Origin of the sequence: Streptomyces sp. NPDC006544 (assembly GCF_040611715.1) — a bacterium.
Classification (GTDB): domain Bacteria; phylum Actinomycetota; class Actinomycetes; order Streptomycetales; family Streptomycetaceae; genus Streptomyces.
On record NZ_JBEXOV010000015.1, the window covers coordinates 36,471 to 60,777 of the forward strand.

The 24,307-nt window shown below is 70.6% G+C and carries 21 protein-coding genes; 9 read left to right on the plus strand and 12 right to left on the minus strand.

Annotated features, from left to right (window positions below; all coding sequences use genetic code 11):
• Nucleotides 1-66: 66 nt before the first annotated feature.
• The 4 genes from ABZY44_RS10160 to ABZY44_RS10175 all read left to right on the plus strand — a co-directional run bounded on the left by ABZY44_RS10160 (nucleotide 67) and on the right by ABZY44_RS10175 (nucleotide 2,359).
• Nucleotides 67-693, plus strand: coding sequence for a class F sortase (locus ABZY44_RS10160; protein WP_356651888.1), 627 nt, complete (start codon nucleotides 67-69; stop codon nucleotides 691-693).
• A 25-nt stretch (nucleotides 694-718) separates the two neighbouring features.
• A complete protein-coding gene (locus ABZY44_RS10165) occupies nucleotides 719-1,372 on the plus strand; it encodes a PH domain-containing protein (RefSeq protein WP_356651890.1) in 654 nt (217 codons plus the stop codon).
• 83 nt (nucleotides 1,373-1,455) lie between these two features.
• Nucleotides 1,456-2,106 carry a VanZ family protein gene (locus tag ABZY44_RS10170; RefSeq protein WP_356652013.1) on the plus strand — a complete coding sequence of 217 codons (651 nt, stop codon included), beginning with the start codon at nucleotides 1,456-1,458 and terminating at the stop codon, nucleotides 2,104-2,106.
• 43 nt (nucleotides 2,107-2,149) lie between these two features.
• Nucleotides 2,150-2,359: a PspC domain-containing protein gene (locus ABZY44_RS10175; RefSeq protein ID WP_356651892.1), complete on the plus strand. Its 210-nt coding sequence runs from the start codon at nucleotides 2,150-2,152 to the stop codon at nucleotides 2,357-2,359.
• A 17-nt stretch (nucleotides 2,360-2,376) separates the two neighbouring features.
• Here ABZY44_RS10175 and ABZY44_RS10180 read toward each other — a convergent pair whose 3' ends face one another.
• From ABZY44_RS10180 to ABZY44_RS10190, 3 genes are all read right to left on the minus strand, one after another.
• The gene (locus ABZY44_RS10180) at nucleotides 2,377-3,144 is read right to left on the minus strand and encodes a hypothetical protein (protein WP_356651894.1); all 768 of its coding nucleotides are present in this window, start codon (nucleotides 3,142-3,144) and stop codon (nucleotides 2,377-2,379) included.
• A gap of 166 nt (nucleotides 3,145-3,310) precedes the next feature.
• The gene (locus ABZY44_RS10185; RefSeq protein WP_356651896.1) at nucleotides 3,311-3,571 is read right to left on the minus strand and encodes a hypothetical protein; all 261 of its coding nucleotides are present in this window, start codon (nucleotides 3,569-3,571) and stop codon (nucleotides 3,311-3,313) included.
• Between the two features lie 139 nt (nucleotides 3,572-3,710).
• Nucleotides 3,711-4,859, minus strand: coding sequence for an adenosine deaminase (locus tag ABZY44_RS10190; protein ID WP_356651898.1), 1,149 nt, complete (start codon nucleotides 4,857-4,859; stop codon nucleotides 3,711-3,713).
• A 378-nt stretch (nucleotides 4,860-5,237) separates the two neighbouring features.
• On the opposite strand from ABZY44_RS10190, the gene ABZY44_RS10195 reads away from it, so the two are divergent.
• A complete protein-coding gene (locus tag ABZY44_RS10195) occupies nucleotides 5,238-5,969 on the plus strand; it encodes an alpha/beta hydrolase (protein ID WP_356651900.1) in 732 nt (243 codons plus the stop codon).
• 227 nt (nucleotides 5,970-6,196) lie between these two features.
• Here the strand turns inward: ABZY44_RS10195 and ABZY44_RS10200 are convergent, their stop codons facing one another.
• The 3 genes from ABZY44_RS10200 to ABZY44_RS10210 all read right to left on the minus strand — a co-directional run bounded on the left by ABZY44_RS10200 (nucleotide 6,197) and on the right by ABZY44_RS10210 (nucleotide 11,083).
• A complete protein-coding gene (locus ABZY44_RS10200) occupies nucleotides 6,197-7,909 on the minus strand; it encodes an NB-ARC domain-containing protein (RefSeq protein WP_356651902.1) in 1,713 nt (570 codons plus the stop codon).
• Nucleotides 7,910-7,950: 41 nt separating this feature from the next.
• Nucleotides 7,951-9,756, minus strand: coding sequence for an ABC transporter ATP-binding protein (locus ABZY44_RS10205; RefSeq protein WP_356651904.1), 1,806 nt, complete (start codon nucleotides 9,754-9,756; stop codon nucleotides 7,951-7,953).
• A 91-nt stretch (nucleotides 9,757-9,847) separates the two neighbouring features.
• Nucleotides 9,848-11,083 (minus strand): cupin domain-containing protein, encoded by a 1,236-nt coding sequence (locus tag ABZY44_RS10210; RefSeq protein WP_356651906.1) that lies wholly within the window; start codon nucleotides 11,081-11,083, stop codon nucleotides 9,848-9,850.
• 1,106 nt (nucleotides 11,084-12,189) lie between these two features.
• On the opposite strand from ABZY44_RS10210, the gene ABZY44_RS10215 reads away from it, so the two are divergent.
• Nucleotides 12,190-13,269, plus strand: coding sequence for a helix-turn-helix transcriptional regulator (locus ABZY44_RS10215; RefSeq protein WP_356651908.1), 1,080 nt, complete (start codon nucleotides 12,190-12,192; stop codon nucleotides 13,267-13,269).
• On the opposite strand, the gene ABZY44_RS10220 is transcribed toward ABZY44_RS10215, so the two are convergent.
• Nucleotides 13,241-14,179 (minus strand): LysR family transcriptional regulator, encoded by a 939-nt coding sequence (locus ABZY44_RS10220; RefSeq protein WP_356651910.1) that lies wholly within the window; start codon nucleotides 14,177-14,179, stop codon nucleotides 13,241-13,243. The two genes, ABZY44_RS10215 and ABZY44_RS10220, sit on opposite strands and share 29 nt — an antisense overlap.
• Before the next feature lie 99 nt (nucleotides 14,180-14,278).
• Between ABZY44_RS10220 and ABZY44_RS10225 the strand changes: the two genes are divergently transcribed.
• The 3 genes from ABZY44_RS10225 to ABZY44_RS10235 all read left to right on the plus strand — a co-directional run bounded on the left by ABZY44_RS10225 (nucleotide 14,279) and on the right by ABZY44_RS10235 (nucleotide 18,005).
• Nucleotides 14,279-15,601, plus strand: a complete 1,323-nt coding sequence (locus ABZY44_RS10225) for an MFS transporter (protein WP_356651912.1) — start codon at nucleotides 14,279-14,281, stop codon at nucleotides 15,599-15,601.
• 328 nt (nucleotides 15,602-15,929) lie between these two features.
• Nucleotides 15,930-16,892 (plus strand): RNA-binding protein, encoded by a 963-nt coding sequence (locus ABZY44_RS10230; RefSeq protein ID WP_356651914.1) that lies wholly within the window; start codon nucleotides 15,930-15,932, stop codon nucleotides 16,890-16,892.
• A 102-nt stretch (nucleotides 16,893-16,994) separates the two neighbouring features.
• Complete coding sequence (locus tag ABZY44_RS10235) at nucleotides 16,995-18,005, plus strand: sigma-70 family RNA polymerase sigma factor (protein WP_356651916.1); 1,011 nt, start codon at nucleotides 16,995-16,997, stop codon at nucleotides 18,003-18,005.
• Between the two features lie 379 nt (nucleotides 18,006-18,384).
• On the opposite strand, the gene ABZY44_RS10240 is transcribed toward ABZY44_RS10235, so the two are convergent.
• The 5 genes from ABZY44_RS10240 to ABZY44_RS10260 all read right to left on the minus strand — a co-directional run bounded on the left by ABZY44_RS10240 (nucleotide 18,385) and on the right by ABZY44_RS10260 (nucleotide 24,227).
• Complete coding sequence (locus tag ABZY44_RS10240) at nucleotides 18,385-19,662, minus strand: thymidine phosphorylase (RefSeq protein ID WP_356651918.1); 1,278 nt, start codon at nucleotides 19,660-19,662, stop codon at nucleotides 18,385-18,387.
• A 101-nt stretch (nucleotides 19,663-19,763) separates the two neighbouring features.
• Nucleotides 19,764-20,168: a cytidine deaminase gene (locus ABZY44_RS10245; RefSeq protein WP_356651920.1), complete on the minus strand. Its 405-nt coding sequence runs from the start codon at nucleotides 20,166-20,168 to the stop codon at nucleotides 19,764-19,766.
• A complete protein-coding gene (locus tag ABZY44_RS10250; RefSeq protein ID WP_356651922.1) occupies nucleotides 20,165-21,430 on the minus strand; it encodes an ABC transporter permease in 1,266 nt (421 codons plus the stop codon). The genes ABZY44_RS10245 and ABZY44_RS10250 overlap by 4 nt, the downstream gene beginning before the upstream one ends.
• The gene (locus tag ABZY44_RS10255) at nucleotides 21,427-22,542 is read right to left on the minus strand and encodes an ABC transporter permease (protein ID WP_356651924.1); all 1,116 of its coding nucleotides are present in this window, start codon (nucleotides 22,540-22,542) and stop codon (nucleotides 21,427-21,429) included. The genes ABZY44_RS10250 and ABZY44_RS10255 overlap by 4 nt, the downstream gene beginning before the upstream one ends.
• Nucleotides 22,539-24,227 (minus strand): ABC transporter ATP-binding protein, encoded by a 1,689-nt coding sequence (locus ABZY44_RS10260; protein WP_356652015.1) that lies wholly within the window; start codon nucleotides 24,225-24,227, stop codon nucleotides 22,539-22,541. Before ABZY44_RS10260 ends, ABZY44_RS10255 begins: the two co-directional genes overlap by 4 nt.
• Between the last annotated feature and the right edge of the window lie 80 nt (nucleotides 24,228-24,307).

The following is a 24,307-nucleotide window of genomic DNA, read 5'->3' on the forward strand; positions in this document are numbered from 1 at the left end:
TCGCCTCGCCTGCGGCGGGCCACCCCTCCCGGGTGGCCCGCCCGAACACGTTCCCGGAGTGTCCCCATGGCCCACCGTGCCGCCCACCCGCTGCTCCCCGCCGTCCTCTTCGCCGCCGTCGCCGTCCTCCTGACCGGGTGCGGCGGCGGCGCCCACACCACCGGCGCCCCGCCCGCGGTCTCCGCCCCGCCCGCCGTCACCCCCACGGCCGCTCTCCCGCCCCCGGCGGCCGCCGCCCCCCTGCCCGCCTCCGAGCCGGTCCGCGTCCGGATCGCCTCGGCCGGGGTGGACACCTCCCCGGTACTGAAGCTCGGCCTGGCCGCCGACGGCACCGTCGAGGTTCCCTCCGTACCCGAGGCGGACAAGATCGGCTGGTACACCAAGGGCGTCACGCCCGGCGAGACCGGTCCCGCGGTACTGATCGGCCACTTCGACACCGCGCGCGGCCCGGCCGTGCTCAAGGACGTCTCGCGGGTCCACGCCGGCGACGAGATCAGCGTCTCCCGGGCGGACGGGAGCACCGCCGTCTTCAGGGTCCGCGAGCTGGAGCAGGTGGACAAGAAGAGCTTCCCGACCGCCAAGGTCTACGGGGACACCCCGCGCCCCGAGCTGCGCGTCATCACCTGCGGCGGCGAGATCACCTCGGGCCACCGCCCCGACAACATCATCCTGTACGCCGATCTCGTGGGCTGAGACGACGTGAGGCAGAATCGGGCGCATGAGCAGCGAGCAGCCCCATGACGAACCGGTGTACGACGACCGGGTCTACCGCTCACCCATGGCGACCGTCACGGGCGTGGTGATGCTCGCGCTGCTCGGATGGCTCTGCGGGGACGCCGTGGTCCGGGGCAGCGGCAACGCTCCCTGGCTGGCCCTCGCCGTGGCGCTGTTCCTCGCGCCGCTCATCGTGGCCTTCACCATCCGTCCGGCGGTCTTCGCCAACGCCGACCGGATGCGCGTGCGGAACCCGTTCCGGATCATCGAGCTGCCCTGGGCCGCGGTGGACGCCGTCCGCGCCCGGTTCTCCGCCGAGGTACTGGCCGAGGGGGCGAAGTACCAGCTGTGGTCCGTCCCCGTCTCACTGCGGGAACGCAAGAAGGCCAACCGGGTCCAGAACCGCCCGAACGGCCGGCTCGGCGGCATCATGGGCCGGGGCACGGCCGCACCCGCCCCGGGCGGCCGGACCCCGAACACCGAGAACCCCCAGCGGGCCGCCGCGGACCAGACCGTGGACGAACTGCGCGAACTGCAGGAGCGCGGGGCCTCGCGGCCCGGCGCCCAGGGCTCCGTGAAGGTCGCCTGGTCGTACGAGATCATCGTGCCGGCCCTGACCGGTGCGCTCATCCTGATCGTGCTGCTCGCCACGGGCTGACCGGCGCCCGACCCGGAACCGAGGACACCGGACGCTGCGTCTCCCCTGACGTGCACCGTCTCAAGGGCAGCGGCAACGCCGCCATTCACCTGCGGATCCGGTTCTTCTCCGGAGTCCTGCTGACCGCGCATCTCCTCCTCGTCGGCTGGCTGATGCTGCGCCCACTGGACGTCCCGTGGGCGGCGGCGGCCAATCTGACCCCGCTGGAGGGGATCCGGGCGGACCTCGCCTACGGGCCCCTGGAGGCGGCGCGCCGGATCGGCGGCGGGCTGGCCCTGCTGGCTCCGCTCGGGGTGCTGCTGCCGATGATCAGCGGGCGCGTGCAACTGTCTCCACTGGCCGCGTGGTCCTCGCTGGCCCGGACCGGGGCCGCCGGCGCGCTGGTCTCGGTGGGCGTCGAGATGCTTCAGACCGCGGTCCCGGGGCAAGTGGTCGACGTGGATTCGGTGCTGTTGAACACCCTCGGCGTGGTCGTGGCGCACGCGGCCGTCGTGCCGCTGCTGCGGGCGCGGCTGCGGCATGCCGGGACGGTCTCGCCCGCGGGTGCGCCGACCGGTGGCCACCTCGCCCCGGGGCTTTCCCGTCCGGGCGCTGCGACTCCGTTGCGGAGCCGCTCCCAGAGCCCCTCCCCGGGGCGGCCCCAAAGCCGTTCTCAGGGGGCGACCCCGAGAATTACCAGGGTCGGGCTCGGCCCTTGGACCGACGTTCTGTCCGCGATTCACCGGGAGTATTGAGGCATCGCGGGAAAACTTCCCGCTCATCTGACGAGGAGAGACCATGAGCGCCCTTGCCCGCCCCCGTGACGGACGATGGATCGGCGGAGTCTGTGCCGGTCTGGCGCGCCGCTTCGGTATATCCGCGAACACGATGCGTCTGATCTTCGTCGTCTCGTGCCTGCTCCCCGGCCCGCAGTTCCTGGTCTATCTGGCGCTGTGGGTGCTCCTGCCGAACGACAGGACCAGCGCCGCCGGAACCGCCGGCTGGTAGTGCCGGAGGGACGGAATTCAGCGGGTCGCCCGGACCTTCTGGATCTGCTTGTCGGTGATCTCGTGCGGGACTTCGGGAGCCTTGGACGCGCCCGTCACGTTGAGGGCCATGAGGCGGACGACGGTGTCGCCCTGGCGCACGACGACGATGTGCACCCGCGCCGTGACGCCCTGGGCGGAGGCGGTCGTGGTCCAGCTGACGCTCTGGTCCCCGCCCGCCTTGTAGTCGGCGGCCTTCACGTCGCGGTAGCTGCCGGTCTGCTTCTCGACGGTGGCGGAGAAGCCGGTACCGCAGGCGGCGACGGCGTCCTCGAGGCGGGCGATCAGCGCCTTGGCGTCGGACTCGGCGTAGGAGCTGACGGAGGCGGAGACGGCGAGGCCCACCTGCTTCTGCGAGCCGACGCCCCGGTTGACCGTCTCGCGCGCGGCCGGGTCGGGCTTGTCGCCCATGATGTCGGCGAGCGGCTGGCAGGCCTTGCGGTCGGCCTGGGGCTGACCGTCGGGGGCGTTGGGGTTCTTGGCGTCCGCGGAGATCTGATAGCCGGCGAGGTCGCCCTGCTCCAGGGCGGAACGCTCCAGCCTGCTGCCGGACCGTCGGGGCGCGCCCGTGCCCGTCGAGCCCGCTGTGCCCGGCGAGCCCGGGGACGCGGCTTGGCCCGGCGTGCTCGCGGAGCCCTTCGGGTCCGGGGACCCGGGGTCGGCGGAGGTGTGCGTACTGCTGCCGCAGCCCACCGCGGCGAGGAGGAGGGCGGGGAGCAGCACGGCCGTGGCCGTTCGTGCCTTCATGCGCATGATCGAGACCTCATACCCAGGGAGTCGGCGGGCAGTTGGCGGTGATCCTGGCACATGCCGCGACGCGGCACACACCTGCTCGAAGAGGTGTGCACCGCGTGGGCGTGCGTGCGAATCGCGTACGGATCGCGTACGAATCCGTCAGGGGACCCGGAACGGATCAGGCGCCGAGGCCGCTGGTCGGCAGACCGCCGAGCAGGCCGGTGACCGTGCCGAGCGCGGCGGCCGGGTCGGTCGCCTCGGGAGCCTTCTTGCCGTCCTCGGCGTTCACGTGCTGCTGGCTGGTGAGGCCCTGGACGGTGCCCAGCGCATCACCGAGTCCGACGGCGGGGACGGAGGCCGAGGCGGTCCCGGCGGCGACTGCGGCGAAGGCGGCACCGAGAGCGGCGACACCGATGGTCTTGGCAGCTGACTTCTTCATGAGGGATCGTCCTTGCGACGGGGAAAAGAGCGGCTCCGCAAACTAGTCACTTCAAACCGTCGGCCGCAAACATCATTAAATACGAGAAAGCGCCCGGGAATTGCTCCTCCCGGGCGCTTTCAGTCCGTCACGCCATGGCCTACGCCGAGACGGAACCGCTGGTGGAAGCGGTCTGACGGAAGAGCCATTCCGACTTCAGTTCCGCGTAACCCGGCTTGATGACCTCATTGATCATGGCCAGTCGTTCATCGAAAGGAATGAACGCGGACTTCATCGCATTGACCGTGAACCACTGCATGTCCTCCAGCGAGTAGCCGAAGGTGTCCACGAGGTGCTCGAATTCACGGCTCATGCTGGTGCCGCTCATCAGCCGGTTGTCGGTGTTGACCGTCAGCCTGAAGTGCAGCTTCCGCAGCAGGCCGATCGGGTGCTCGGCGTAGGAGAGCGCCGCGCCCGTCTGCAGGTTCGACGTCGGGCACATCTCCAGGGGGATGCGCTTGTCCCGCACGTACGAGGCCAGGCGGCCCAGCGTCACGGAACCGTCCTCGGCGACCTCGATGTCATCGATGATCTTCACGCCGTGCCCGAGCCGGTCGGCGCCGCACCACTGCAGGGCCTGCCAGATCGACGGCAGCCCGAAGGCCTCGCCCGCGTGGATGGTGAAGTGGTTGTTCTCGCGCTTGAGGTACTCGAAGGCGTCGAGGTGGCGGGTGGGGGGGAACCCGGCCTCGGCACCGGCGATGTCGAAGCCGACGACGCCCTTGTCGCGGTAGCGGTTGGCCAGCTCCGCGATCTCCAGCGCGCGGGCCGCGTGCCGCATCGCCGTGAGCAGCGCGCCGACGCGGATGCGGTTGCCGTTGGTCCGCGCACGGCGCTCGCCCTCGCGGAAGCCCTCGTTGACCGCCTCGACGACCTCTTCGAGGGTCAGGCCGGCCTCGAGGTGCTGCTCGGGCGCGTAGCGGATCTCGGCGTAGACGACGCCGTCCTCGGCCAGGTCCTGGGCACACTCGGAGGCCACCCGGAAGAGGGCCTCCTTCGTCTGCATGACGGCGCAGGTGTGCGCGAACGTCTCCAGGTAGCGCGGGAGGGAGCCGGAGTCGGCGGCTTCCCGGAACCAGACGCCGAGCTTGTCGGCCTCGGTCTCGGGAAGGTTCTCGTAGCCGGCCCTGTGAGCCAGCTCGATGATGGTCCCGGGGCGCAGTCCACCGTCGAGGTGGTCGTGCAGGAGCACCTTCGGGGAGCGGCGGATCTGATCCGGTGTGGGCAGGTTGGGGGTCTCGCTCGTCATCTGGGCACTCTAGCTCCTACGCGCGTAGAGCGCTGTTAACGGACCCCTGCCGAAATGAACCCGATATGCGGACGCCGACCCACCTCCGCCCGGAGGCGCGGTCGCCCTTCGGTGCGGACCGGGGTTCGCCGGCCCGCGCCGCGCCGCGAACCGGCGGCCCGCCCGGCCTTCCCGGCGCGCTCGCGAGCGGTGTCCTGCCGCCGCCCGGCCGCCTTCTCCCGCCTTCTCCCGCGGCTTCGCCGCGGGACCCCGGGCCGCCCGGCCTTCCACCCGGACGAGGACCCCTCTTCCGGCCGTTCGCAGGCCGAGTCGCCTCCCAGGACAAGGACGACTGCGCGAACGGGTGACGTGGGGCCCGGCGTCTGAGACTGTTTCGCCATGGCACAGCATGCGCCCCCGGCGCGCGGGGCCCGCCTGGGGCGGGCGGCCGGCGCGACCGGCTCGGTCTCCACTGTCAGTGGTGTGGTCCTCCTGCTTCCCGGAGCGTCCAGACTGTCCCCCGGCCCGGTGCGTCCGCTCGCTCGGGCCCTGGCCCGTGCGGGTGCGGCGGACGGGCTGGTCGCCCACCAGGTCGTCCACGGCGGGGGCACCCGGGAGGCGGACGCCACGTGGGCGGCGGACGAGGTGGTCCGCCGGTACGGGGACGTGCCGGTCTGCCTGGCCGGCTACGACGCCGGAGGCACGGCGGCCCTCGCGGCGGGAGGCCACGAGGCCGTCAACTCCGTGCTCGCGCTGGCCCCTTCACTGACGTACGCGTCCGCACTCGACTCCCCCGAACCGGTGAGACAGCTCTCGGGCCGCCAGGTGCTGATCGTGCACGGCACGAACGACGCGCGCAGCGACCCGGAGCTGTCCTTCCGGCTGGCGGCCCGGGCGAAGAAGGCCAACCGCACGACGTGCCGGTTCGAGGTGCACTCCGACGGGCACGGGCTGCGTGACCACCAGGCCGAAGTCGTGGCGTTGTCCGTGGACTTCGTCCTGGGATCGGTGTTCAGCGGTCCCTACTCGCGGCCGGTCACCGACGCCCTGGCGGCGCCGCCCCCGCTGGGCCTGCGCATGCCGCTGGCCTCCGGCTACGGGCGCTCGCGGCGCGGTCACCGGGGCGGCTGACTCCCCGGCCATGACCGATGCCCGGTTCGCCGCTGGAGCGGCCCGCGGGGCGTGGCCGGCCTTCGAGGACGAGGCCTGGCCCGCGTGCCGCCGCCCCGCGCCCGCGCCTGGTGCCGGCGCGGAGACACCCCCGTCATCCGTGCCGCGGCCGCTCCCGCCGCCGGGCCTCGGTCGCCGCCCTGTGCCGCTGCAGGACCGGCATGCTCGGTAACTCCAGGCGCCGGCTCTCAGCACTCGCTGTCCAGCAGGCCCAAGGGACAGCCCTCCACGCCCTGGAGACCCGGACCGCTCAGGCGCGCGAGATCCGCTTCGCCGCTGATGCCACCGCGCGACCCCAGATCATTCGGACGGCGGTCGCCGGAGCCTTTCCACCGTGATTTGTGGACCACGAGGCGTCGCTCGTCGGTCGGCACCGCGCCGCTGCACTCAGCCCGCTTCGACATGAGGATCTGCAGCGGCAGACGAGAGGTTCCGGGAGTCGGCTTCCCCCTCCGGCCGCGCCTGAGGCGTCGGGCGAAGTCGGCCAAGTCCTCGGAGTTCTCCTCGGCTACGGCGCGCTCACGCGCGTACAGACGAACCAGTTCGTGAAGCCGGAATCTGCCGGGCGCGGGAGACGTGAGGAGATGGGAGTCCACGAGCATGGCCAGGCCGGCCTCGATTGCTTCCTCTTCGCAGAAGGCAAGCTTGACCTGGGACGCTTCGAATTCTGGTTCACCGCTGAGCCCGAGGAGCCGAAACAGCCGAGATGTCGCTGCGGGCAGCGCCAGATAGGACCAGGAGAAGACTGCTCGGAGTGAGGTGGTCGGGTCCCCTGGAATGTCGAGATCATCGAGCCGGTCGGGATTCCCGGTCAGGACGTCCACCCATTCCGACATGAGGGTGTCGGAGTGACGTGCCAGACGCTCCGCCATGATGTGCAGCGCCAGCGGGAGATTGCCGCAGAGCGACACCAGCGCGGCCGCCGCTTCGGGCTCCGCGTGCACGCGGTCCGTTCCGATGATCTTCGCCAACAGGCGAACGGAGGCATTTTCCGGCAGGCAGCCCAGGTCGATCCGCACGGCTCCATCCCGGATGGTCAGGCCGGCAAGACGGGAGCGGCTGGTGACGACCGTGACGCTACCGGGGCTGTTCGGCAGCAGGGGGCGCACCTGGTCGGCGGACTGCGCATTGTCCAACAAGATGAGCATCCGCCGCCCGGCGAGTGCTGTTCGGTACGTGGAAGACAGCTCGTGGACATCCTCCGGAAGGGTGTCCGCACGGTGCCCCAGAGCGGCGAGGAAGCCACGCAGTGCGGCCGACGGAGTCATGGGCGCGTTGTCCTGGAAGCCCCTCAAGTCGACGTAGAGCTGCCCATCGGGAAACGAGCCCGCCCGTGCGTTGCTCCAGTTCAGCGCCAAGGCGGTCTTACCCACGCCGGGCATGCCGGTGATGGCCAGAAGGGCTGGAGCACTGCCGCCGAGCCGAGTGGTGAGGTGGCGGTCCAGATCCCCGCACACCCCTTCCCGGCCGATGAGCTCCGCCGCGGAGAACGGAAGCTGGGCGGGGTTCGGGCCATTGCCCGGGGAAACGCGGGAGGAGTTCCCGGTGGGTCCATGAGGCGGCTCGGAGGGCGTGGCTTCCGGCCACAGGGAGTCGCAGCGCCCCGTGCGCGGGGCCGCGTTGTCGGAGCCAGGCGTCTCGTCCTCCACGCCGGGGCGCGGTCGGGAGATCACATGACTGTTTCGAGCCAACTCCAACAATTGCTCAGTCTGCGACCTGTTCAGTTCCAGTGCCGCGGCCACCATTTCAACGGACTTGAGGCGAGGCGTGGGAGCGCCGCGCCCGCGTTCGAGGTATCGGATGGTGCGCACACTGAGGCCTGCGCGTTCCGCCAGCTCTTCCTGCGTCAGTCTGGCGGAGAGACGTAAACCCCTGACCATTTTTCCCCCGTGGTGGTGCACCCTGCTCTCGATTCTCGTGAGTTGGAACCCGACGGTAGATCCTAGGTCGGCTTCACCTTCTCGGCCAAAGGCTTTGCCGGTGACCGAGGTCCGTCTGTCAGGCTTTGCGACAGGGAAACCAGCTCCGTGTAGCGCCCGCCCTTCACGAGGAGCTCATCGTGCGTACCGTGTTCCACGATGACGCCGTTGTCGAGGACGGCGATCTGGTCGGCTTCCCTGACGGTGGACAGCCGGTGGGCGATCGTGATGGTGGTCCGGCCCGCGGACAGGCGGTCGAGCGCCCTCTGTACGGCGGCTTCCGTATGTGTGTCCAGTGCGCTGGTGGCCTCGTCCAGGATCAGCACCCGGGGGTTGCGCAGCATCGTGCGGGCGATGGCCAGGCGCTGTTTCTCGCCACCCGAAAACCGGTGACCCCTCTCCCCCACAACGGTCTGGTACCCGTCCGGAAGACCGGCTATGAGGTCGTGAATCTGCGCGGCTCGGGCCGCCGCGACCAGTTCCCCGTCGGACGCCCCCGGCCGGACGAAGCGCAGGTTGTCGGCGATGGTCGTGTGGAACAGGTGGGTGTCCTGCGACACGACACCCACGGTTTCCGCGAGTGTGGCGAAGCTGAGGTCACGAACGTCGACTCCGTCGATCGTGATCCGGCCGGCCGTGACGTCGTACAGGCGCGGTACGAGGTAGCCGAGGGTGGTCTTGCCCGCACCACTGGAGCCGACCAGGGCCAGGTGTCCGCCGGCCGGCAGGTCGATGTCGACACCTCGGAGAATCCGATCGTCACCGTGGGAAAACGAGACCGCCTCGAAGCGGACGTGCCCGCGGGCCGAGGGAAGTGCTGTCGGACAGGGGGCTTCGACCACGTCCACCGGCATGTCCAGATATTCGAAAACCCTCTCGAACAGGGCGAGTGAGCTCTGGATGGTGATGCCGACCTGGAGCAGTTGCACCGATGGACCGAAGAGAGCCTGCTGGACGGTGGTGAAGGCCACCAGCGTTCCCACCGAGATCGACCAGCCGCCCTGGCCCGCCATCCCCGCCGCCCAGTAGATTCCGATGGGCATGGCGGCCATGATGATCTGAAGCGTCGACTGACGCCATCTGCCGGCCATCGACGCCTGAACGTTGAGATCGGTCAACACCGCAGACTCGCGGGCGAATTCCTTGGTGAGCGTACCGGTGCGTCCCGAGACCCGTCCCAGCAGGAAGCCGTTTACGGACAGCGTCTCTTCTACAAAGGTGGACATGACCGCGAGCTGTTTCTGCCGGCGAAGGGTGAACTCCCTCCGCTCCTCACCTACGTTGCGGGTGATCCATACGAAGAGTGGAAGCATCAACAGTGAGACCACGGTGAGCCGCCAATCCAGCGTGAGCATGGCCACCAGACTGGCTGTCAGCGTCGTGACGCTGCTCACCACGGTGGTGCTCACGCTGGTGACGGTGGCCGTCATGCCGCCGATGTCGTTGGCGATCCGCGACTGGACTTCGCCGTTGCGGGTCCGGGTGAAAAAGGCCAGGGACATGCGCTGCAAGTGGGTGTAGACCGCGTTCCGGAGGTCGTTCATGACGTGCTGGCCGACGGAGAGCGAAAGATAGGACTGAAAGATTCCCAGGACCGTCACGGTTCCCACGATCGCCAGCATTCCGCCGGCCAGCACTGACAGCAGACCATTGCGACGCTCCGGCAGGGCGACGTCCATGATGCTACGGAGCAAGAAGGGGGAAATCATTCCCAGTACGGCCGAAATGACGATGAGCGAGAAAACCGCCGCGAGCCTGCCGCGGTAGGGCGCGAAGAGCCGGAAGATTCTGCGCAGCGGTATGCGCGTGGGCTTGGCAGCCGATGGCATGACGTCTGTTCTCCTTGGGGGCGGCACAGGCCCGGATGGCGGGTCTGCCGGCCCTGGAAGGACCCGCCATCGGGTGTTCGTTCCGTAGCTCCTACGCCAGGGTCAGGAAGCCCTCACGCACCATCGTCTTGACCAGAAGCTGTCGCCCCGGTTCGTCCAGCAGCCCCGGAAGGGACCGTGCGGTGAACGACGGTTCGGTTCCCTCGGCCATGAACCGGACCTCGTCGGCCACGTGGACCGGGAGCTCGACCAATTTGTTGTGGAAATGGAGCTGCACCGTCTTGTCCGACTTCCGCATGTCCCAGCGGATGCCCGGACGGCGGCGGACGGCGGTGTCCAGGCCCAGGGCGCCCAGTTGCTCCAGGTCGGTCAGGTGGTTGCGCAGATCGGGCGAGTTGATCGAGATCGCCTGCGTGATGGCGTTCTCCATCATTCCCGCCGGGGACAGCTTCTCCGCCAGGAGGGCGATCAGCTGGGTCAGGCCTTCCTCGGACTGCCGGCTGAGTTCCTTGTCGGAGACGAATCCCAGCGGCAGTCCCTGACGGAACCTCACATCACTGTTGAGCAGCTGTTCGACGGCCTCGATCAGGAGGTTCGCCCGCAGAACCGGCCGGGCGCCGAAGGTGAGGTGCAAGGATGCGCTGTCGGTGGACCGCGCCGCGTGCACGGTTCCGCGCGGCAGGTACAGCAGGTCCCCGGGGTGAAGATCGAACTCGTGCTCCGGTTCACCGTACTCATCGACGGGAGCCTGGTGGTTCTGGTGCTTCAGGGGAAGCTCATGACGGGTGCCGTAGAGCGCCCACCGCTTGACGCCGTGCGCTTGCGCGACGAAGACGTCGTGGTTGTCCTGGTGGGGCTTGAAACCTTGGACCTTTCCGCCGGGCGTGAGATAGGTGTTGACCTGGAACTTGGCGTTCGTCTCGGCCCCCAGGGCATGGACGAATCGCTTCAGCGGCGCCCAGCGACCGTGCAGCCCGTCGATGATGATGGTCGCGCCGTCGCGGTAGCTCGCGTAGACCGCTTCCTGCGCGTTGGTGTGACCATGCGGGCCGAAAGCGAGCCGGTCGTCCAGCGAGACGATGCTGCCTTCGGAGGCCACCCGCACATCTTCGTTGTGGAGGCTGGAAAGGGAGAGGATCTCGTCCACGTCGTCGAGTGTCAGCAGATCGGCGTAATACGCACGGTTCTCGCGTCGGATCAACAGGGGCTTTTTCTCGAAGTACTCGCTTTGGAACCGCGCCATGTCCAGCGGGGCTACCAGCCTTGACAAGCCGAGAGCCGGCTGCGCGGTCGACTCGTCGCTCTTCCGATACACAATGGTTTCCACGCGCACACCTCTCACTATGAAACGCAAATCGATGCCTAGCGGTCGGCACAACCTGCGGGATCCGGGACGAAAGTCCCGGATCCCGCAGGTGGACTGCGACTTAGATGTCGTTGTCGTCGAGGCCGTGGTCCTTGCCGAACGCGGCGAGCTCGAAGTCTCCGCGACCCTTATTGGAGTCGCCCCACGGCCAGCTCATCTGGCCGACAGTTTCGTCGGGCCGCACAACCTGAATATCGGCAGCATTCAAAGTATTTGACATGCCTAACTCTCTCCTCTGATGAGATGGCGACAGATCGAATATACGATCGAAATCCATATTTGCTTGAGCTGCGCTATGAGTCCAGGCAAAATCACCGGCAAATGCACGTCCGTGCCGGTAATTCCCATGGCAGCACCCGCGCCGGTGGAGCCGACGGCGGTCAGGGTGTCGACCGGAGTCCGGGACCGGTCAAAACGGGAGCTGACGTCCCCGTACGTGAGGGAGCCCCTGCGGTTCACACGAGACCGCGGCCGAACGCGGCACGGGGCCCGCACCGTTTTGCCGGAACCGGCAACATGCCGGGTAGAACCGGCAAAGCTCCCTACGGGTAATAGATATTCCCTGCCGGTGTACGGATGCGGGCACACCAAAGAGGCAGGCCCGAATCCAGTGGATTCGGGCCTGCCTCAAGACTTCTGGGAGTTACCTTCGAACGCGGCGCCCACAAGAGGGGTGGGGGAAATTGGTTACAGCAACAGCGGCCAACCGCGCCCGGTTTCCAGCCCGCCCGCTTCCCACGCTTCCCGCATTTCCCGCGCTTCCGAGATGGCGCTCCCCCGGGCAGCGGGGCGGCCGCGCGGGCCGGCCGCGCCTGCCGCGCCGTCCCCTCACGGCCGGATGGCACGGCGGCTCCGGCGCGGCCACCAGAGGCGTGCGCACCCGCACGACGGGGCGCGACACCGTGACGGCGAAGCGCGGACCCGGGACGCCCGCGCCCTCCCCCGAGAACGCCGTGTCACCACTGTGCCGGTTCGGCATATGCTCGCGAAGATCTCAGGGCATCGTCTTGGTGCCTTGCGGGAACACGAGGGGTTTACGAAACGGGGCAGGCCGGGACGATATGGATATGCCAGCGGACGAAGCGGACCAACTGAGCCCCGCTGCCCGGCGCCTGTACGGGTACGCGGCCGAGCGGCGCGCCTTCTCCGAGGCGGAGGCCGCCGAAGTGCTGGGCGACCCGGCTGCCGTGGCCGCGGCCATCGCCGAGCTGGCGCGGGCCCACCTGCTCCAGCCCCGCCCGAACGCCGCGCCCGGGGCCACGGCCGACGGTCCTGCGGGCGGCCCGGCCGAGGTCCCGCCGCCGCAGCGCTGGAGCGCCGTGTCCCCGCGGACCGCCGCCGCCCGCACGCTGGCCCCGCTGGCCTTGCAGGTGCGCGAGACCCATGACGAGATGGACCGCCTGCGTGCCCGCCTCGAGGCCCTGGTCCCGCAGTACGAGGCCGGCTCCCGGCACCGCGACCGCGACGGCGTGGAGAGCCTGGAGCTGATCACCGACCGGGGCGTGCTGGAGGACCTGCTCCGCTCCTTCGCCGCGTCGGCCGAGTGCGAGATCCTCACCTGCCACCCGGGCGGCGGCCGGCCGCCCGCGATCCTCGCGGAAGCGGTCCTGCGCGACGAGAAGATGCTGGCCCGCGGCGTGCGGCTGCGCACGATCTACCAGCACACCGCCCGCTACTCCCATGCGACGGCCGCGTACGTGGAGCGGGTCACCGCCCTCGGCTCGCAGGTCCGTACCGTCGGCGACGGCCTGATGCGGATGATCCTCGTCGACCGGCACACCGGGCTGATGGAGGTCCACGACGACGAGAAGGCGGCGCTGCTGGTGCGCGATCCGAGCGTCGTCCGCTTCATGGTGCAGGCCTTCGAGCGCTCCTGGGCCGAAGCCGATCCCTTCACCACCACCGTCGGCCCGGACCGGGCCCGTTCCATCTCCGAGGAGCTCCGCCAGACCATCGTGCGGCTGCTCGCGGAGGGGATGGAGGACAAGGTCATCGCGAGGCGGCTCGGCATGTCCGAGCGGACCTGCCAGCGCCACATCGCCGAGATCATGCGCGCGGTGGGCGCCAAGTCCCGCTTCCAGGCGGGGTTCCTGCTGTCGGCGACGGCCGGAGCCCCGCTCACGCGCCCGGCTGAAGCTCCGGAATGAGCCGCCCCCGGCGGGAGAGCAGGAACCGCTTGAACTCCGCGACCGGCGGCGTGTCCGGGTGCCCGTCGAGCCAGGCCACCCCGATCTCGCGGACCGCGCGCGGAGCCGTGACCGTCAGCTCGACGACCCCCGGCCGGGCCACGGCGGGCGGCGGCAGCAGCGCCACGCCGAGCCCGGCCGCGACGAGTCCGCGCAAGGTCTCGGCCTCCTCCCCCTCGAAGGCGACCCGGGGCGTGAACCCGGCCTCCGCGCACAGGTCGTCGGTGATGCGGCGCAGTCCGTAGCCGGGCTCCAGCGTGACGAAGGTTTCCTCAGCGGCCTCGGCGAGGCGGATCCGCTTGCGGGTGGCGAGGCGGTGGTCGTCGGGGACCACCAGGCGCAGCCGCTGCTCGTCGAGGCGACGGGCCACCAGGTCGGGGGCGTCGGGCAGGGGCGAGGTCAGGCAGAGGTCGAGCTCGCCCGCCCGGAGCCGCTCCAGCATCGCTTCGCCGTAGTTCTGGACCAGGGAGAACCTGACGCCCGGGTGGTCGGCCCGGAAGGCGCGGATCAGCCCCGGCACCGTCTCGGGACCCAGGGTGTGCAGGAAGCCGAAGGCGACCTTCCCGAAGGAGGGGTCCGCGTCCTGCTGTACGGACCCGGCGGCGCGGGCGATGTCGGCCAGCGAGCGCTCGGCGGAGGCGAGGAAGGTCCGGCCTGCGGTGGTGAGGGCGACGCTGCGGCCCTTGCGGGCGAACAGCGTCACGCCCAGGTCCTGTTCGAGCCGGACCATGGCCCGCGACAGGGTGGACTGGGGAACGCCCAGCTCGTGCGCGGCGCGGGTGACGTGCTCGTGCCGGGCCACCGCGGCGAACTGCGCGAGGCGAGGAGCCAGCGCGTGTGTCACGGCCATGTCTTCTTCGTAACGGCTCATCGATAGCCACCCATCTGACCTCTACTGATGCACTGGTGGATCGATTATCGCGATGTTGTGCATTGGACGCATGAAAAGGACGGCTCTACCGTCGTAGACATGCCTCCCGCTCATACCGGGGCGCCCACCACCGTGGGTGCCTCCCTCCCGTCGTCCCCTGCCGCACCCGCGACGCCCGCCGCCGTGACGTCCGGGTCCGCGTCCGCGTCCGTCCCCGAACCGCACGCGCCCGGCCGCCCCGGCTACCGCCGCATGAGCCTCGCGCTGTTCGCCGCCGGACTGGCCACCTTCGCCCTCCTCTACTCCACCCAGGCGCTGCTGCCCGCGATCTCCGACGGCTTCGGCGTGACGGCGGGTCAGGCCAGCTGGACGGTCTCGGCCGCCACCGGCGCGCTCGCCCTGTTCGTCCTGCCGCTCAGCGCCCTGTCCGAGCGGTTCGGCCGGACCCGGATGATGACCTGGTCGATGGTGGTGGCCGTGGGCGTCGGCCTCCTCGTCCCCTTCGCGCCGAGCCTGGAGTGGCTGATCGCGCTGCGCGCGGTCCAGGGCGCCGCGATCGCCGGGATCCCGGCCTCCGCGATGGCCTACCTCGCGGAAGAGGTCAAGCCGAAGGCCCTGGTCGCCGCGATCGGCCTGTTCGTCGCGGGCAACTCCATCGGCGGCATGAGCGGCCGCATCGTCACCGGCTGGGCGGCACAGGCCTGGGGCTGGCGCGGCGGACTGCTGACCGTCGCCCTGATGTCCCTGGCCTGCGCGGCGGCCTTCCTGGTCCTTCTCCCCCGGGCCCGGTTCTTCCGGGCGGCGTCGCTGAACCCGCGCGCCGTGGGACGTACCGTCTCCGGCCACCTGCGCGATCCGCTGCTGCTGCGGCTGTACGGGATCGGCGCGCTGTTCATGACCGTGTTCGGGGCGGTGTACACCGTCATCGGCTACCGGCTGGTGGACGAGTTCTCCCTCGGCCAGGGCATCGTCGGCTCGGTCTTCCTGGTCTACCTGGTCGGCACGGTCTCCTCGGCGGCCGCCGGACAGCTGGTCGCCCGCACCGGCCGGCGCGGGGCCCTGTACCTGGCGGTGACCACGACGGCCCTGGGCCTGTTCCTGTCCCTCGCGGACTCGATCACCGCGATCGTGCTGGGCCTGGTCCTGATCACGGCGGGCTTCTTCGCGGGCCACGCGGTGGCCTCGGCGGCGGTGAGCCGCACGGCGAAGACGGGCCGCGCGCAGGCCTCGGCGCTCTACCAGTCGGCGTACTACATCGGCTCCAGCGCCGGCGGCACCCTCGGCGCGCTCGCCTACCACTCGGCGGGCTGGGCGGCCACGGTCACCCTCGCGCTCCTCGCGGTCGCGGGCGTCGTCTCGATCACCCTGTACGGCTCCCACGCGGCCCGCGCCGCCCACGCGGCGGCGCTTGTGGCCCGCTGAGCCCCGGCCCGCCGGTGGGCGGGGAACGACCGAGGAGTCCTTCGCCGCGAGGTGACCGGCCACCCCGTGTACTGGACGCGCGGCCGAGGCGGCCGGGATCCGCGCGGAGCGGGTGCGCGTCACGGCGCTCGCCGAAACGGCCTCATCCCCCTTGACGGCAAGCCGGTGGTCCCGGTCCTCGAGGTCTCCCTCGGCCTACCCTGGGACCGCGCGGCCCTCGGGGAGCGTGCGTACGGGCAGGTCCACCCCGTCACCCCGGAGGAGCGTGCGGGTGAGGGCGTCCCGCGCTGGAGCATCGCACCGTACGAAGCGGAAGAAGGGGCCCCACGTGTCGCCGACCCACGTGTACCGGGTGACCAAGTACGACCCCGCCGACCGTGCCCCGGACGGGACCTACCACGGTCCGCTGGACACCGACAGCGACCACGGGCCGGTGGACGCCGCGTACCTGGCGGCCGTGCGGGCGTTCGCCGAGGAGAGCGGGGTGCAGCGGCTCGCCGTGCGGGAACCGGGGATCGGCGGCGGCTCCCTGCCCTTCCGTCCGGGCCCGGCGGCGCGGGAGCACCCCCTGGACGGCCTGTTCCCCGCGGACCTGACGGGTTTCCACGACGGCGCGGTCGTCGCGCTGCCGCTCGCGCTGGAACTCCTGCGCCGCATGCTCGGCGGCAGCAGCGTCTGGTGCCGCCTGGCGACGGAGGACGGCTTCGCCGTGCAGGTCGGCTGGGACCAGTACGTCTACGTCACCACCCGCGCCCCCTGCCCGGGCGCCGTGGCCCGCACCCGGGAGCTGGGGCTCTTCGCGGATCCGATCGAGGCCTCGCCGTACGATCCCGCGTTCGACGACGCGTACGAGCTGCGTCCCGCAGACCAGGAGTTCTGGGAGCGGGTCCGGGCGAGCGCGGCGCGCGGCGGGGCGGGGCTGCTGGAGGAGATGTACGTCGACGGGGCCTCCCGCTGGCACCCCCTCGGGGGCGGAGGCCCGCTCGACTCCGTGCGCGCGGCGCTCGCGCCGCGCGCTCTGCTGAACGTCTGGCCCGCGCTGTCCACCGATATCGCCGGGCTGCTCGCCGCACTCCCCGAGGAGTTCACCTCCGAATGCGTCTGGGAGGACGCGGACGGCCGGATCTCGAACGGTCTCGTCGACGAGGACGACCGTGCGGAGCTGGCACGCCTGCTCGCCGGTGCCCGGGCCGCCGCCCTGCTGCCGATCTGCGTGGACGAGCACGATCCCCTGTTCACGGGTGTGCTGCCGGACCCGGACGGGGTGGTGCGGGCCCGGTGGCAGCTGTAGGTGAGTTGCCCCGCGCAGGGTCGGGCCGCGTGCCCGGCTGCGGTTGTCAGACCCCTCGGGTAGGTTCCGAGGTATCGGGAACTAGCAGGGGGATCAGCGGACATGACGGAAACCACCGGCCTCGGACCGGACCTGGACGAGGCGCTCGGCCGGTACCGCGTCGAGCTCACCGGCTACTGCTACCGCATGCTCGGCTCCTCCTTCGACGCCGAGGACGCGGTGCAGGACACGTACGTCCGCGCCTGGCGCAGCTTCGACAAGTTCGAGGGCCGCTCCTCGCTGCGGTCCTGGCTGTACCGGATCGCGACGAACGTCTGCCTGGACCTGCTGAGCGCGGGGAACAAGCGGGCCCGCCCCATGGACCTCACCTCCCCGCAGCACCAGGCCTCCGCCGTGCTCAACGAGCGGCCCGAGGTGACCTGGCTGGAGCCGGTCCCGGACGGGCGGGTGCTGCCGCAGACCGCCGACCCGGCGGAGACGGCGCTGGCCAGGGAATCCGTGCGGCTCGCCTTCGTGGCGGCCCTCCAGCACCTGCCGGCCAAACAGCGGGCGGTGCTCATCCTGCGCGAGGTCCTCGCCTGGAAGGCCGACGAGGTGGCCACGCTGCTGGACACCACGGTCGCGTCGGTGAACAGCGCGCTGCAGCGGGCCCGGGCCACGCTCGCCGCCACCCGGATCCGCGAGAGCGAGGCCGCGGACCCGCTGGACGGCGACCAGGCGAAGCTGCTGGAGCAGTACCTCTCCGCCTTCGAGGCGTACGACATCACCCGCCTCACCGCCCTCCTGCACGAGGACGCGGTGCTGTCGATGCCGCCGTTCGACCTGTGGCTGCGGGGCCACGAGGACATCGCCGCCTGGCACCTCAACCAGGGCATCGGCTGCAAGGGCTCCCGCCTGCTCCCGACCACGGCGAACGGCATGCCGGCCTTCGGCCAGTACCGGCCGCGCGAGGACGGGCAGCCGGGCTGGACCCCGTGGGCGCTGCAGGTGCTGGAGGTCTCAGACGGGAAGATCGTCGGGCTCAACGCGTTCCTGGACACCGCCCGGTTCTTCCCGCTCTTCGGCCTCCCCGAGCAGCTCGAGGAGGCCCACGAGGTACAGCAGGGCGCGTAGCGGGGGCCCGGCCCGCACCCGGAAGGGGACGCCGAGGCGCCGGGCTGTCAGGGCTGCGCGCGCGAGGGCCTGGACGGTCGCGAGGGTGGGCGCGGTGACTGCGGTCGCCTCGCACACCACTGCGTCGGGCCCGTCCCGGCACAGCGCGGACACCCGCGCGCACAGCTCGGCGGTATCCGGCTCCGGACCTTCCAGGGTCAGGGTTCTGGTATCCACGTGAGGCAGACCCCCGGCCCCGCCGGAACTCATCGGTGGGGCCGGAGGAAGCCGCCTACGGCTGCGCTCCGTGCTCCTCGTTCGGTCCGTCACCGGTCCCCGCATGCGGAACGGGACCGGTGGGCGTCCACCGGTCCCGTTCGCCCGAAGGGGAAGCCGCAGGTCAGGCGATGCGGTCCAGGACGATCGGCGTGGCGGAGTAGGACGTGCCCGCCGCCGCGATGTCGAAGGTGCCGTCCAGCGCCGCGAGGGCGTAGCCGAACTTCTCCGGGGTGTCGGTGTGCAGGGTCATCAGGGGCTGGCCCGCCGTGACCGTGTCGCCCGGCTTCGCGTGCAGCTCGATGCCCGCGCCCGCCTGCACCGGGTCCTCCTTGCGGGCGCGGCCGGCGCCCAGGCGCCAGGCGCCGACGCCCACCCCGTACGCGTCCAGACGGGTCAGGACGCCCGAGGCGGTCGCGGTGACCACGTGCTGCTCGCGGGCCACGGGCAGGGCCGCGTCCGGGTCGCCGCCCTGGGCCGCGATCATCCGGCGCCACACGTCCATGGCGGAGCCGTCGGCCAGGGCCTTCGCCGGGTCGGCGTCCTTGATGCCCGCCGCGTCCAGCATCTCCCGGGCCAGCGCCAGGGTCAGCTCGACCACGTCCGAGGGGCCCCCGCCCGCCAGGACCTCCACGGATTCGCGGATCTCCAGCGCGTTGCCGGCGGTGAGGCCCAGCGGGGTGGACATGTCGGTGAGCAGGGCAACCGTCTTGACGCCCGAGTCGGTGCCGAGGCCCACCATGGTCCGCGCCAGCTCGCGCGCGTCCTCGATGTTCTTCATGAACGCGCCGGTGCCGACCTTCACGTCCAGGACGAGCGAGCCGGTGCCCTCGGCGATCTTCTTCGACATGATCGAGGAGGCGATCAGCGGGATCGCCTCGACGGTGCCGGTGACGTCGCGCAGCGCGTAGAGCTTCTTGTCCGCCGGTGCGAGTCCGTCGCCGGCCGCGCAGATCACGGCGCCGGTGGTGTCGAGGACGTGCAGCATCTCCTCGTTGGAGAGCAGGGCGCGCCAGCCCGGGATGGACTCCAGCTTGTCCAGGGTGCCGCCGGTGTGGCCGAGGCCGCGGCCCGAGAGCTGCGGTACGGCCGCGCCGCAGGCCGCGACGAGCGGGGCCAGCGGCAGGGTGATCTTGTCGCCGACGCCGCCGGTGGAGTGCTTGTCGGCGGTCGGGCGGGAGAGGGAGTCGAAGTTCATGCGCTCGCCGCTCGCGATCATCGCGGCGGTCCAGCGGGCGATCTCGGCCCGGTTCATGCCGTTCAGCAGGATGGCCATCGCCAGTGCCGACATCTGCTCGTCGGCGACCACGCCGCGCGTGTACGCGTCGATGACCCAGTCGATCTGCTCGGGGCTCAGTTCGCCGCGGTCCCGCTTGGTGCGGATGACGGAGATGACGTCCATGGAAGTGCTTCCTTCTACGCGCATAGAGATGAGGAGAGGGGTCCCCGGTGGGGGAAGGACGGCGGCCCCCCGCCCGGCAGGGCGGAGGGCCGTCACCGCGGCTATCTCAGATGGTCCGGCCCGAAGGCCTGGGGCAGCATCGCGGAGAGCGGCAGGACGCCCTGCGGTGTCTCCACCTGGAGTTCGGCGCCACCGAACTCGAACAGCAGCTGCCGGCAGCGGCCGCAGGGGACGAGGATCTCGCCCTTGCCGTCCACGCACGTGAAGTGCGTCAGCCGGCCGCCGCCCGTGGCCTGGAGGGAGGAGACCAGACCGCATTCGGCGCACAGGCCGAGGCCGTAGCTCGCGTTCTCGACGTTGCAGCCGACCACGGTGCGGCCGTCGTCGACCAGCGCCGCCACTCCGACCGGGAAGCCCGAGTACGGGGCGTACGCGCGGGACATGGCGTCCCGCGCGGCCTCGCGCAGGGCGTCCCAGTCGGCGGCGCCGCTCACGTGCCCGCTCACTTGCCCTCGCCCTTGCGGTACGGCAACCCGTCCGCCTTGGGCATCCGCAGGCGCTGCGCGGACAGCGCGAGCACCAGCAGGGTCGTCAGGTACGGGGCGGCGTCCACGAACTGGCTGGGCACCGCGTCGGTGGTCGCGTACCAGACGAACAGCAGCACGGCGAAGACCGCCGAGACGCCGGCCTGGACGTACTTCTTCTTGTAGAGCTGCCAGGCGACGACCAGGACGAGCAGGATCGCCAGGAGCAGCAGCATCGCGTGGACGTTCTCGGCGCCACCGCGCAGCTTGAGGCTGTCGGTGAAGCCGAACAGGCCGGCGCCCAGCGCCATGCCGCCCGGCATCCAGTTGCCGAAGATCATGGCGGCGAGGCCGATGTAGCCGCGGCCGCCGGTCTGGCCCTCCTGGTAGATCGGGCTGGCCACGATCGAGAGGAACGCGCCGCCGAGGCCCGCCAGGGCGCCCGAGACGATCACGGCGATGTACTTGTACTTGTAGACGTTGACGCCGAGCGATTCGGCGGCGACGGGGTTCTCACCGCAGGAACGCAGCCGCAGCCCGAAGGTGGTGCGCCACAGCACCCACCAGGTGCCGGGGATCAGCAGAAGCGCCACGACCGTCAGCAGCGACAGGCCGGTGACCAGGCCGCCGATGACGCCGGCGAGGTCGGAGACGAAGAACCAGTGTTTGCCCTGGAGCGTCACCATCCAGTCCGACAACCCCGGCACTGTGATCTCGTAGATCGGTTCGACGCGCGGGGACTGCTTGGAGGAGCCGCCCGGGGCGTCGGCGAACGTGAAGTTCGACAGGTACTGGGTGAAGCCCAGCGCCAGGATGTTGATGGCCACACCCGAGACGATGTGGTTCACGTTGAAGGTGACCGTGATGATCGCGTGCAGCAGGCCGCCGACGGCGCCGCCGATCAGGCCGGCCATGACGCCGGTCCACGGGCCCCACTGGTAACCGGCCCAGGCGCCGAACCAGGTGCCGAGGATCATCATGCCCTCGAGGCCGATGTTGACGACGCCCGAGCGCTCGGCCCACAGGCCGCCCAGCCCGGCGAGGCCGATCGGCACGGCGAGGGAGAGCGCGCCGGAGACCTGGCCGACCGAGGTCAGGTCGTCGGCGCCGCTGATCACGCGGACGAGCGAGACCAGCGCGAGGCCGCCCGCGACCATCAGCATGATCCAGGGCAGGGTGAGCTTCTTGCGGCCGCCCTGCTTCTTGGGGGCGGCGCTCGTCGCGGAAACGGTGCTGGTGCTCACGCCGCGACCTCCTTGTCGGTCTTGATGGCGCCGCCGGCGGCGAGTTCCTCGCCGACCTTCTGCTGCTGGCGCCGGATCCCGTAGCGGCGGACGAGCTCGTAGGACACGACGACCGCGATCACGATCAGGCCCTTCATGATCGTGCCGATTTCCTTGGCGTACCCGGCCTGGTCGAGCGAGGCCGAGGCCTTGTCGATGAAGGCCATCAGGAACGCGGCGAAGAAGATGCCGACCGGGCTGTTGCGCCCGAGCAGCGCGATGGTGATGCCGGTGAAGCCGATGCCGACCGGGAAGGACAGGTTGTACGTGTGGGTCTCGCCCAGCAGCTGCGGCATGCCGGAGAGGCCGGCGACGGCGCCCGAGATCAGCATCGAGGTGATGATCATCTTCTTGGCGTCCACACCGGAGGCCTGCGCGGCGGACTGGCTGGCGCCGGTGGCGCGCAGGTCGAAGCCGAAGCGGGTCCGGTTCAGCCCGAACCAGTAGACGATGCCCAGCGCGAAGGCGACGAACGTGAAGCCGTAGATCTCCAGGCCGTCGCCGAGCGAGAGCGCCGGGAACCAGCCGGTGGAGGCGATCTCGCCGGTGGTCAGGTCGTTCGAGCCGACGGGCTGGACACCGAGGTTCTTCGGCAGGATCAGCCAGGCGATCAGGCTGGTGGCGATGGCGTTCAGCATGATCGTGGAGACGACCTCGCTGACACCGCGCTTGGCCTTCAGGACGCCGGCGATACCGGCCCAGAAGGCGCCGGTCAGCATGGCGACGACCACGATCAGCAGGATGTGCAGCGGACCGGGCAGGGCCACGGCCGTGCCGACCACGGCGGAGATCATCGCGGCGAGGCGGTACTGGCCGTCGACGCCGATGTTGAAGAGGTTCATCCGGAAGCCGATGGCCACGGCCAGGGCCGCCAGGTAGTAGGTGCCCGCCTGGTTCACGATGAGGATCTGGACGTCCTCGTAACCGGCGTTCTCCACCATCAGGCGCAGGGGTTCGATCGGGTTGATGCCCGTCGCGCCCAGCACGAGCATGGTCAGCCCGAAGGCGGTGACCAGTGCGAGCGCGGGTCCGGCGATACCGAGGAGCAGCCGGTCCTTGTCGAATTTCTTCATCGGGCCTCGTCCTCCGGGGAGTCGGTACGGGCGTCCGTACCGGCGTCGGAGCGGTTGTCGGTGGCTTCTGCGGTGTCGGCGGGGCCTTCGAGGTGCCCGGAGGCGGCGCCCGTCATGGCGGTGCCGAGTTCCTCGGGGGTCACGGTCGCGGGGTCGGCGTCGGCGACCAGGCGGCCGCGGTAGATGACGCGCAGGGTGTCGGACAGGCCGATCAGCTCGTCGAGGTCGGCGGAGATCAGCAGGACCGCCAGGCCTTCGCGGCGGGCCTCGCGGATCGCGTCCCAGATCTGCGCCTGCGCGCCGACGTCCACACCACGGGTGGGGTGGGCCGCGATGAGGAACTTCGGGTTGTGGCTCATCTCGCGGCCGACGATCAGCTTCTGCTGGTTGCCGCCGGAGAGCGAGGCCGCGGTGACCTCGATGCCGGGCGTGCGGACGTCGTACTCGCGCACGATCCGCTCGGTGTCCTTGCGGGCGGCCTTCGGGTCGAGGATGCCGCGCTTGGAGTTGGGGGCCTCGGTGACGTGGCCGAGGATGCGGTTCTCCCAGAGGGAGGACTCCAGCAGCAGGCCGTGGCGGTGGCGGTCCTCGGGGATGTAGCCGATGCCGCCCTCGCGGCGCGCCCGCACCGGGGCCTTGGTGATGTCCCGGCCGTCCAGCGTGATCACGCCCGCGTCGACGGAGCTCATGCCCATGAGGGCTTCGATCAGCTCGGTCTGGCCGTTGCCCTCGACCCCGGCGATGCCGAGGATCTCGCCCTTGTGGATGGTGAAGTTGACGTCGTCCAGCAGGAGGCGGCCGGCTTCGGCCTGCTCGTACAGGGTCGAGTCCTGGGGGGCCTGACGCGACAGGACCTCCGGCTCGGCGACGACGGAGTCACCCGCGGCGAGGGTCAGCCCCGCCACCTGCAGCATCGGGACGCCCGTCACGGTCGACTCGCGGGTCTCCGGCGAGGGCAGCTCCGCGCCGACCATCAGCTCGGCGAGCTGCTTGGTGGTGGCGGTCCGCGGGTCGGCGGTGCCGACCGTCGTGCCGCGCCGGATGACGGTGATGTCGTCGGCGACCTTCAGGACCTCGCCCAGCTTGTGCGAGATGAAGATGACGGTCAGGCCTTCGGCCTTGAGCTCGCGCAGGTTGTCGAAGAGCGCGTCCACCTCCTGCGGCACGAGCACGGCGGTCGGCTCGTCGAGGATGAGGATCTGGGCGCCGCGGTAGAGGACCTTGAGGATCTCCACGCGCTGCCGGTCGGCGACCCCGAGGTCTTCGACCAGGACGTCGGGGCGCACGCCGAGGCCGTACGCGTCCGAGATCTCCTTGATCTTCCTACGGGCCTTGGCGCCGATGCCGTAGAGCTTCTCGCCGCCGAGAACCACGTTCTCCAGGACGGTGAGGTTGTCGGCGAGCATGAAGTGCTGGTGCACCATGCCGATGCCGCGGGCGATGGCGTCGCCGGGGCTGGTGAAGGAGACCTGCTCCCCGTCGACGGCGATGGTGCCCTCGTCCGGCTTCTGCATGCCGTAGAGGATCTTCATCAGGGTCGACTTGCCGGCGCCGTTCTCGCCGATCAAGGCATGGACCGTGCCCTTGCGGACCGTGATCGCGATGTCCTTGTTGGCGACGACGCCGGGGAAGCGCTTGGTGATGCCGTGCAGTTCTACGGCGGGGGGCGGGCTGGACGCGTTGATGACGCACTCTCCTTGGCGCGGAAGGAGCGGAGGCAGGGAGGACAGGGCGGGGGAGAGAAAGTATCGCGTCCACGATGCTT

What these genes read in the sequence shown, in the direction of transcription:
- ABZY44_RS10160 (WP_356651888.1), top strand. Translation starts at nt 67, where the DNA reads ATGGCCCACCGTGCCGCCCACCCGCTGCTCCCCGCCGTCCTCTTCGCC.
- ABZY44_RS10165 (WP_356651890.1), top strand. Translation starts at nt 719, where the DNA reads ATGAGCAGCGAGCAGCCCCATGACGAACCGGTGTACGACGACCGGGTC.
- ABZY44_RS10175 (WP_356651892.1), top strand. Translation starts at nt 2,150, where the DNA reads ATGAGCGCCCTTGCCCGCCCCCGTGACGGACGATGGATCGGCGGAGTC.
- ABZY44_RS10180 (WP_356651894.1), bottom strand. Translation starts at nt 3,144, where the DNA reads ATGAAGGCACGAACGGCCACGGCCGTGCTGCTCCCCGCCCTCCTCCTC.
- ABZY44_RS10185 (WP_356651896.1), bottom strand. Translation starts at nt 3,571, where the DNA reads ATGAAGAAGTCAGCTGCCAAGACCATCGGTGTCGCCGCTCTCGGTGCC.
- ABZY44_RS10190 (WP_356651898.1), bottom strand. Translation starts at nt 4,859, where the DNA reads ATGACGAGCGAGACCCCCAACCTGCCCACACCGGATCAGATCCGCCGC.
- ABZY44_RS10195 (WP_356651900.1), top strand. Translation starts at nt 5,238, where the DNA reads ATGGCACAGCATGCGCCCCCGGCGCGCGGGGCCCGCCTGGGGCGGGCG.
- ABZY44_RS10205 (WP_356651904.1), bottom strand. Translation starts at nt 9,756, where the DNA reads ATGCCATCGGCTGCCAAGCCCACGCGCATACCGCTGCGCAGAATCTTC.
- ABZY44_RS10215 (WP_356651908.1), top strand. Translation starts at nt 12,190, where the DNA reads ATGCCAGCGGACGAAGCGGACCAACTGAGCCCCGCTGCCCGGCGCCTG.
- ABZY44_RS10220 (WP_356651910.1), bottom strand. Translation starts at nt 14,179, where the DNA reads ATGAGCCGTTACGAAGAAGACATGGCCGTGACACACGCGCTGGCTCCT.
- ABZY44_RS10225 (WP_356651912.1), top strand. Translation starts at nt 14,279, where the DNA reads ATGCCTCCCGCTCATACCGGGGCGCCCACCACCGTGGGTGCCTCCCTC.
- ABZY44_RS10235 (WP_356651916.1), top strand. Translation starts at nt 16,995, where the DNA reads ATGACGGAAACCACCGGCCTCGGACCGGACCTGGACGAGGCGCTCGGC.
- ABZY44_RS10240 (WP_356651918.1), bottom strand. Translation starts at nt 19,662, where the DNA reads ATGGACGTCATCTCCGTCATCCGCACCAAGCGGGACCGCGGCGAACTG.
- ABZY44_RS10255 (WP_356651924.1), bottom strand. Translation starts at nt 22,542, where the DNA reads ATGAAGAAATTCGACAAGGACCGGCTGCTCCTCGGTATCGCCGGACCC.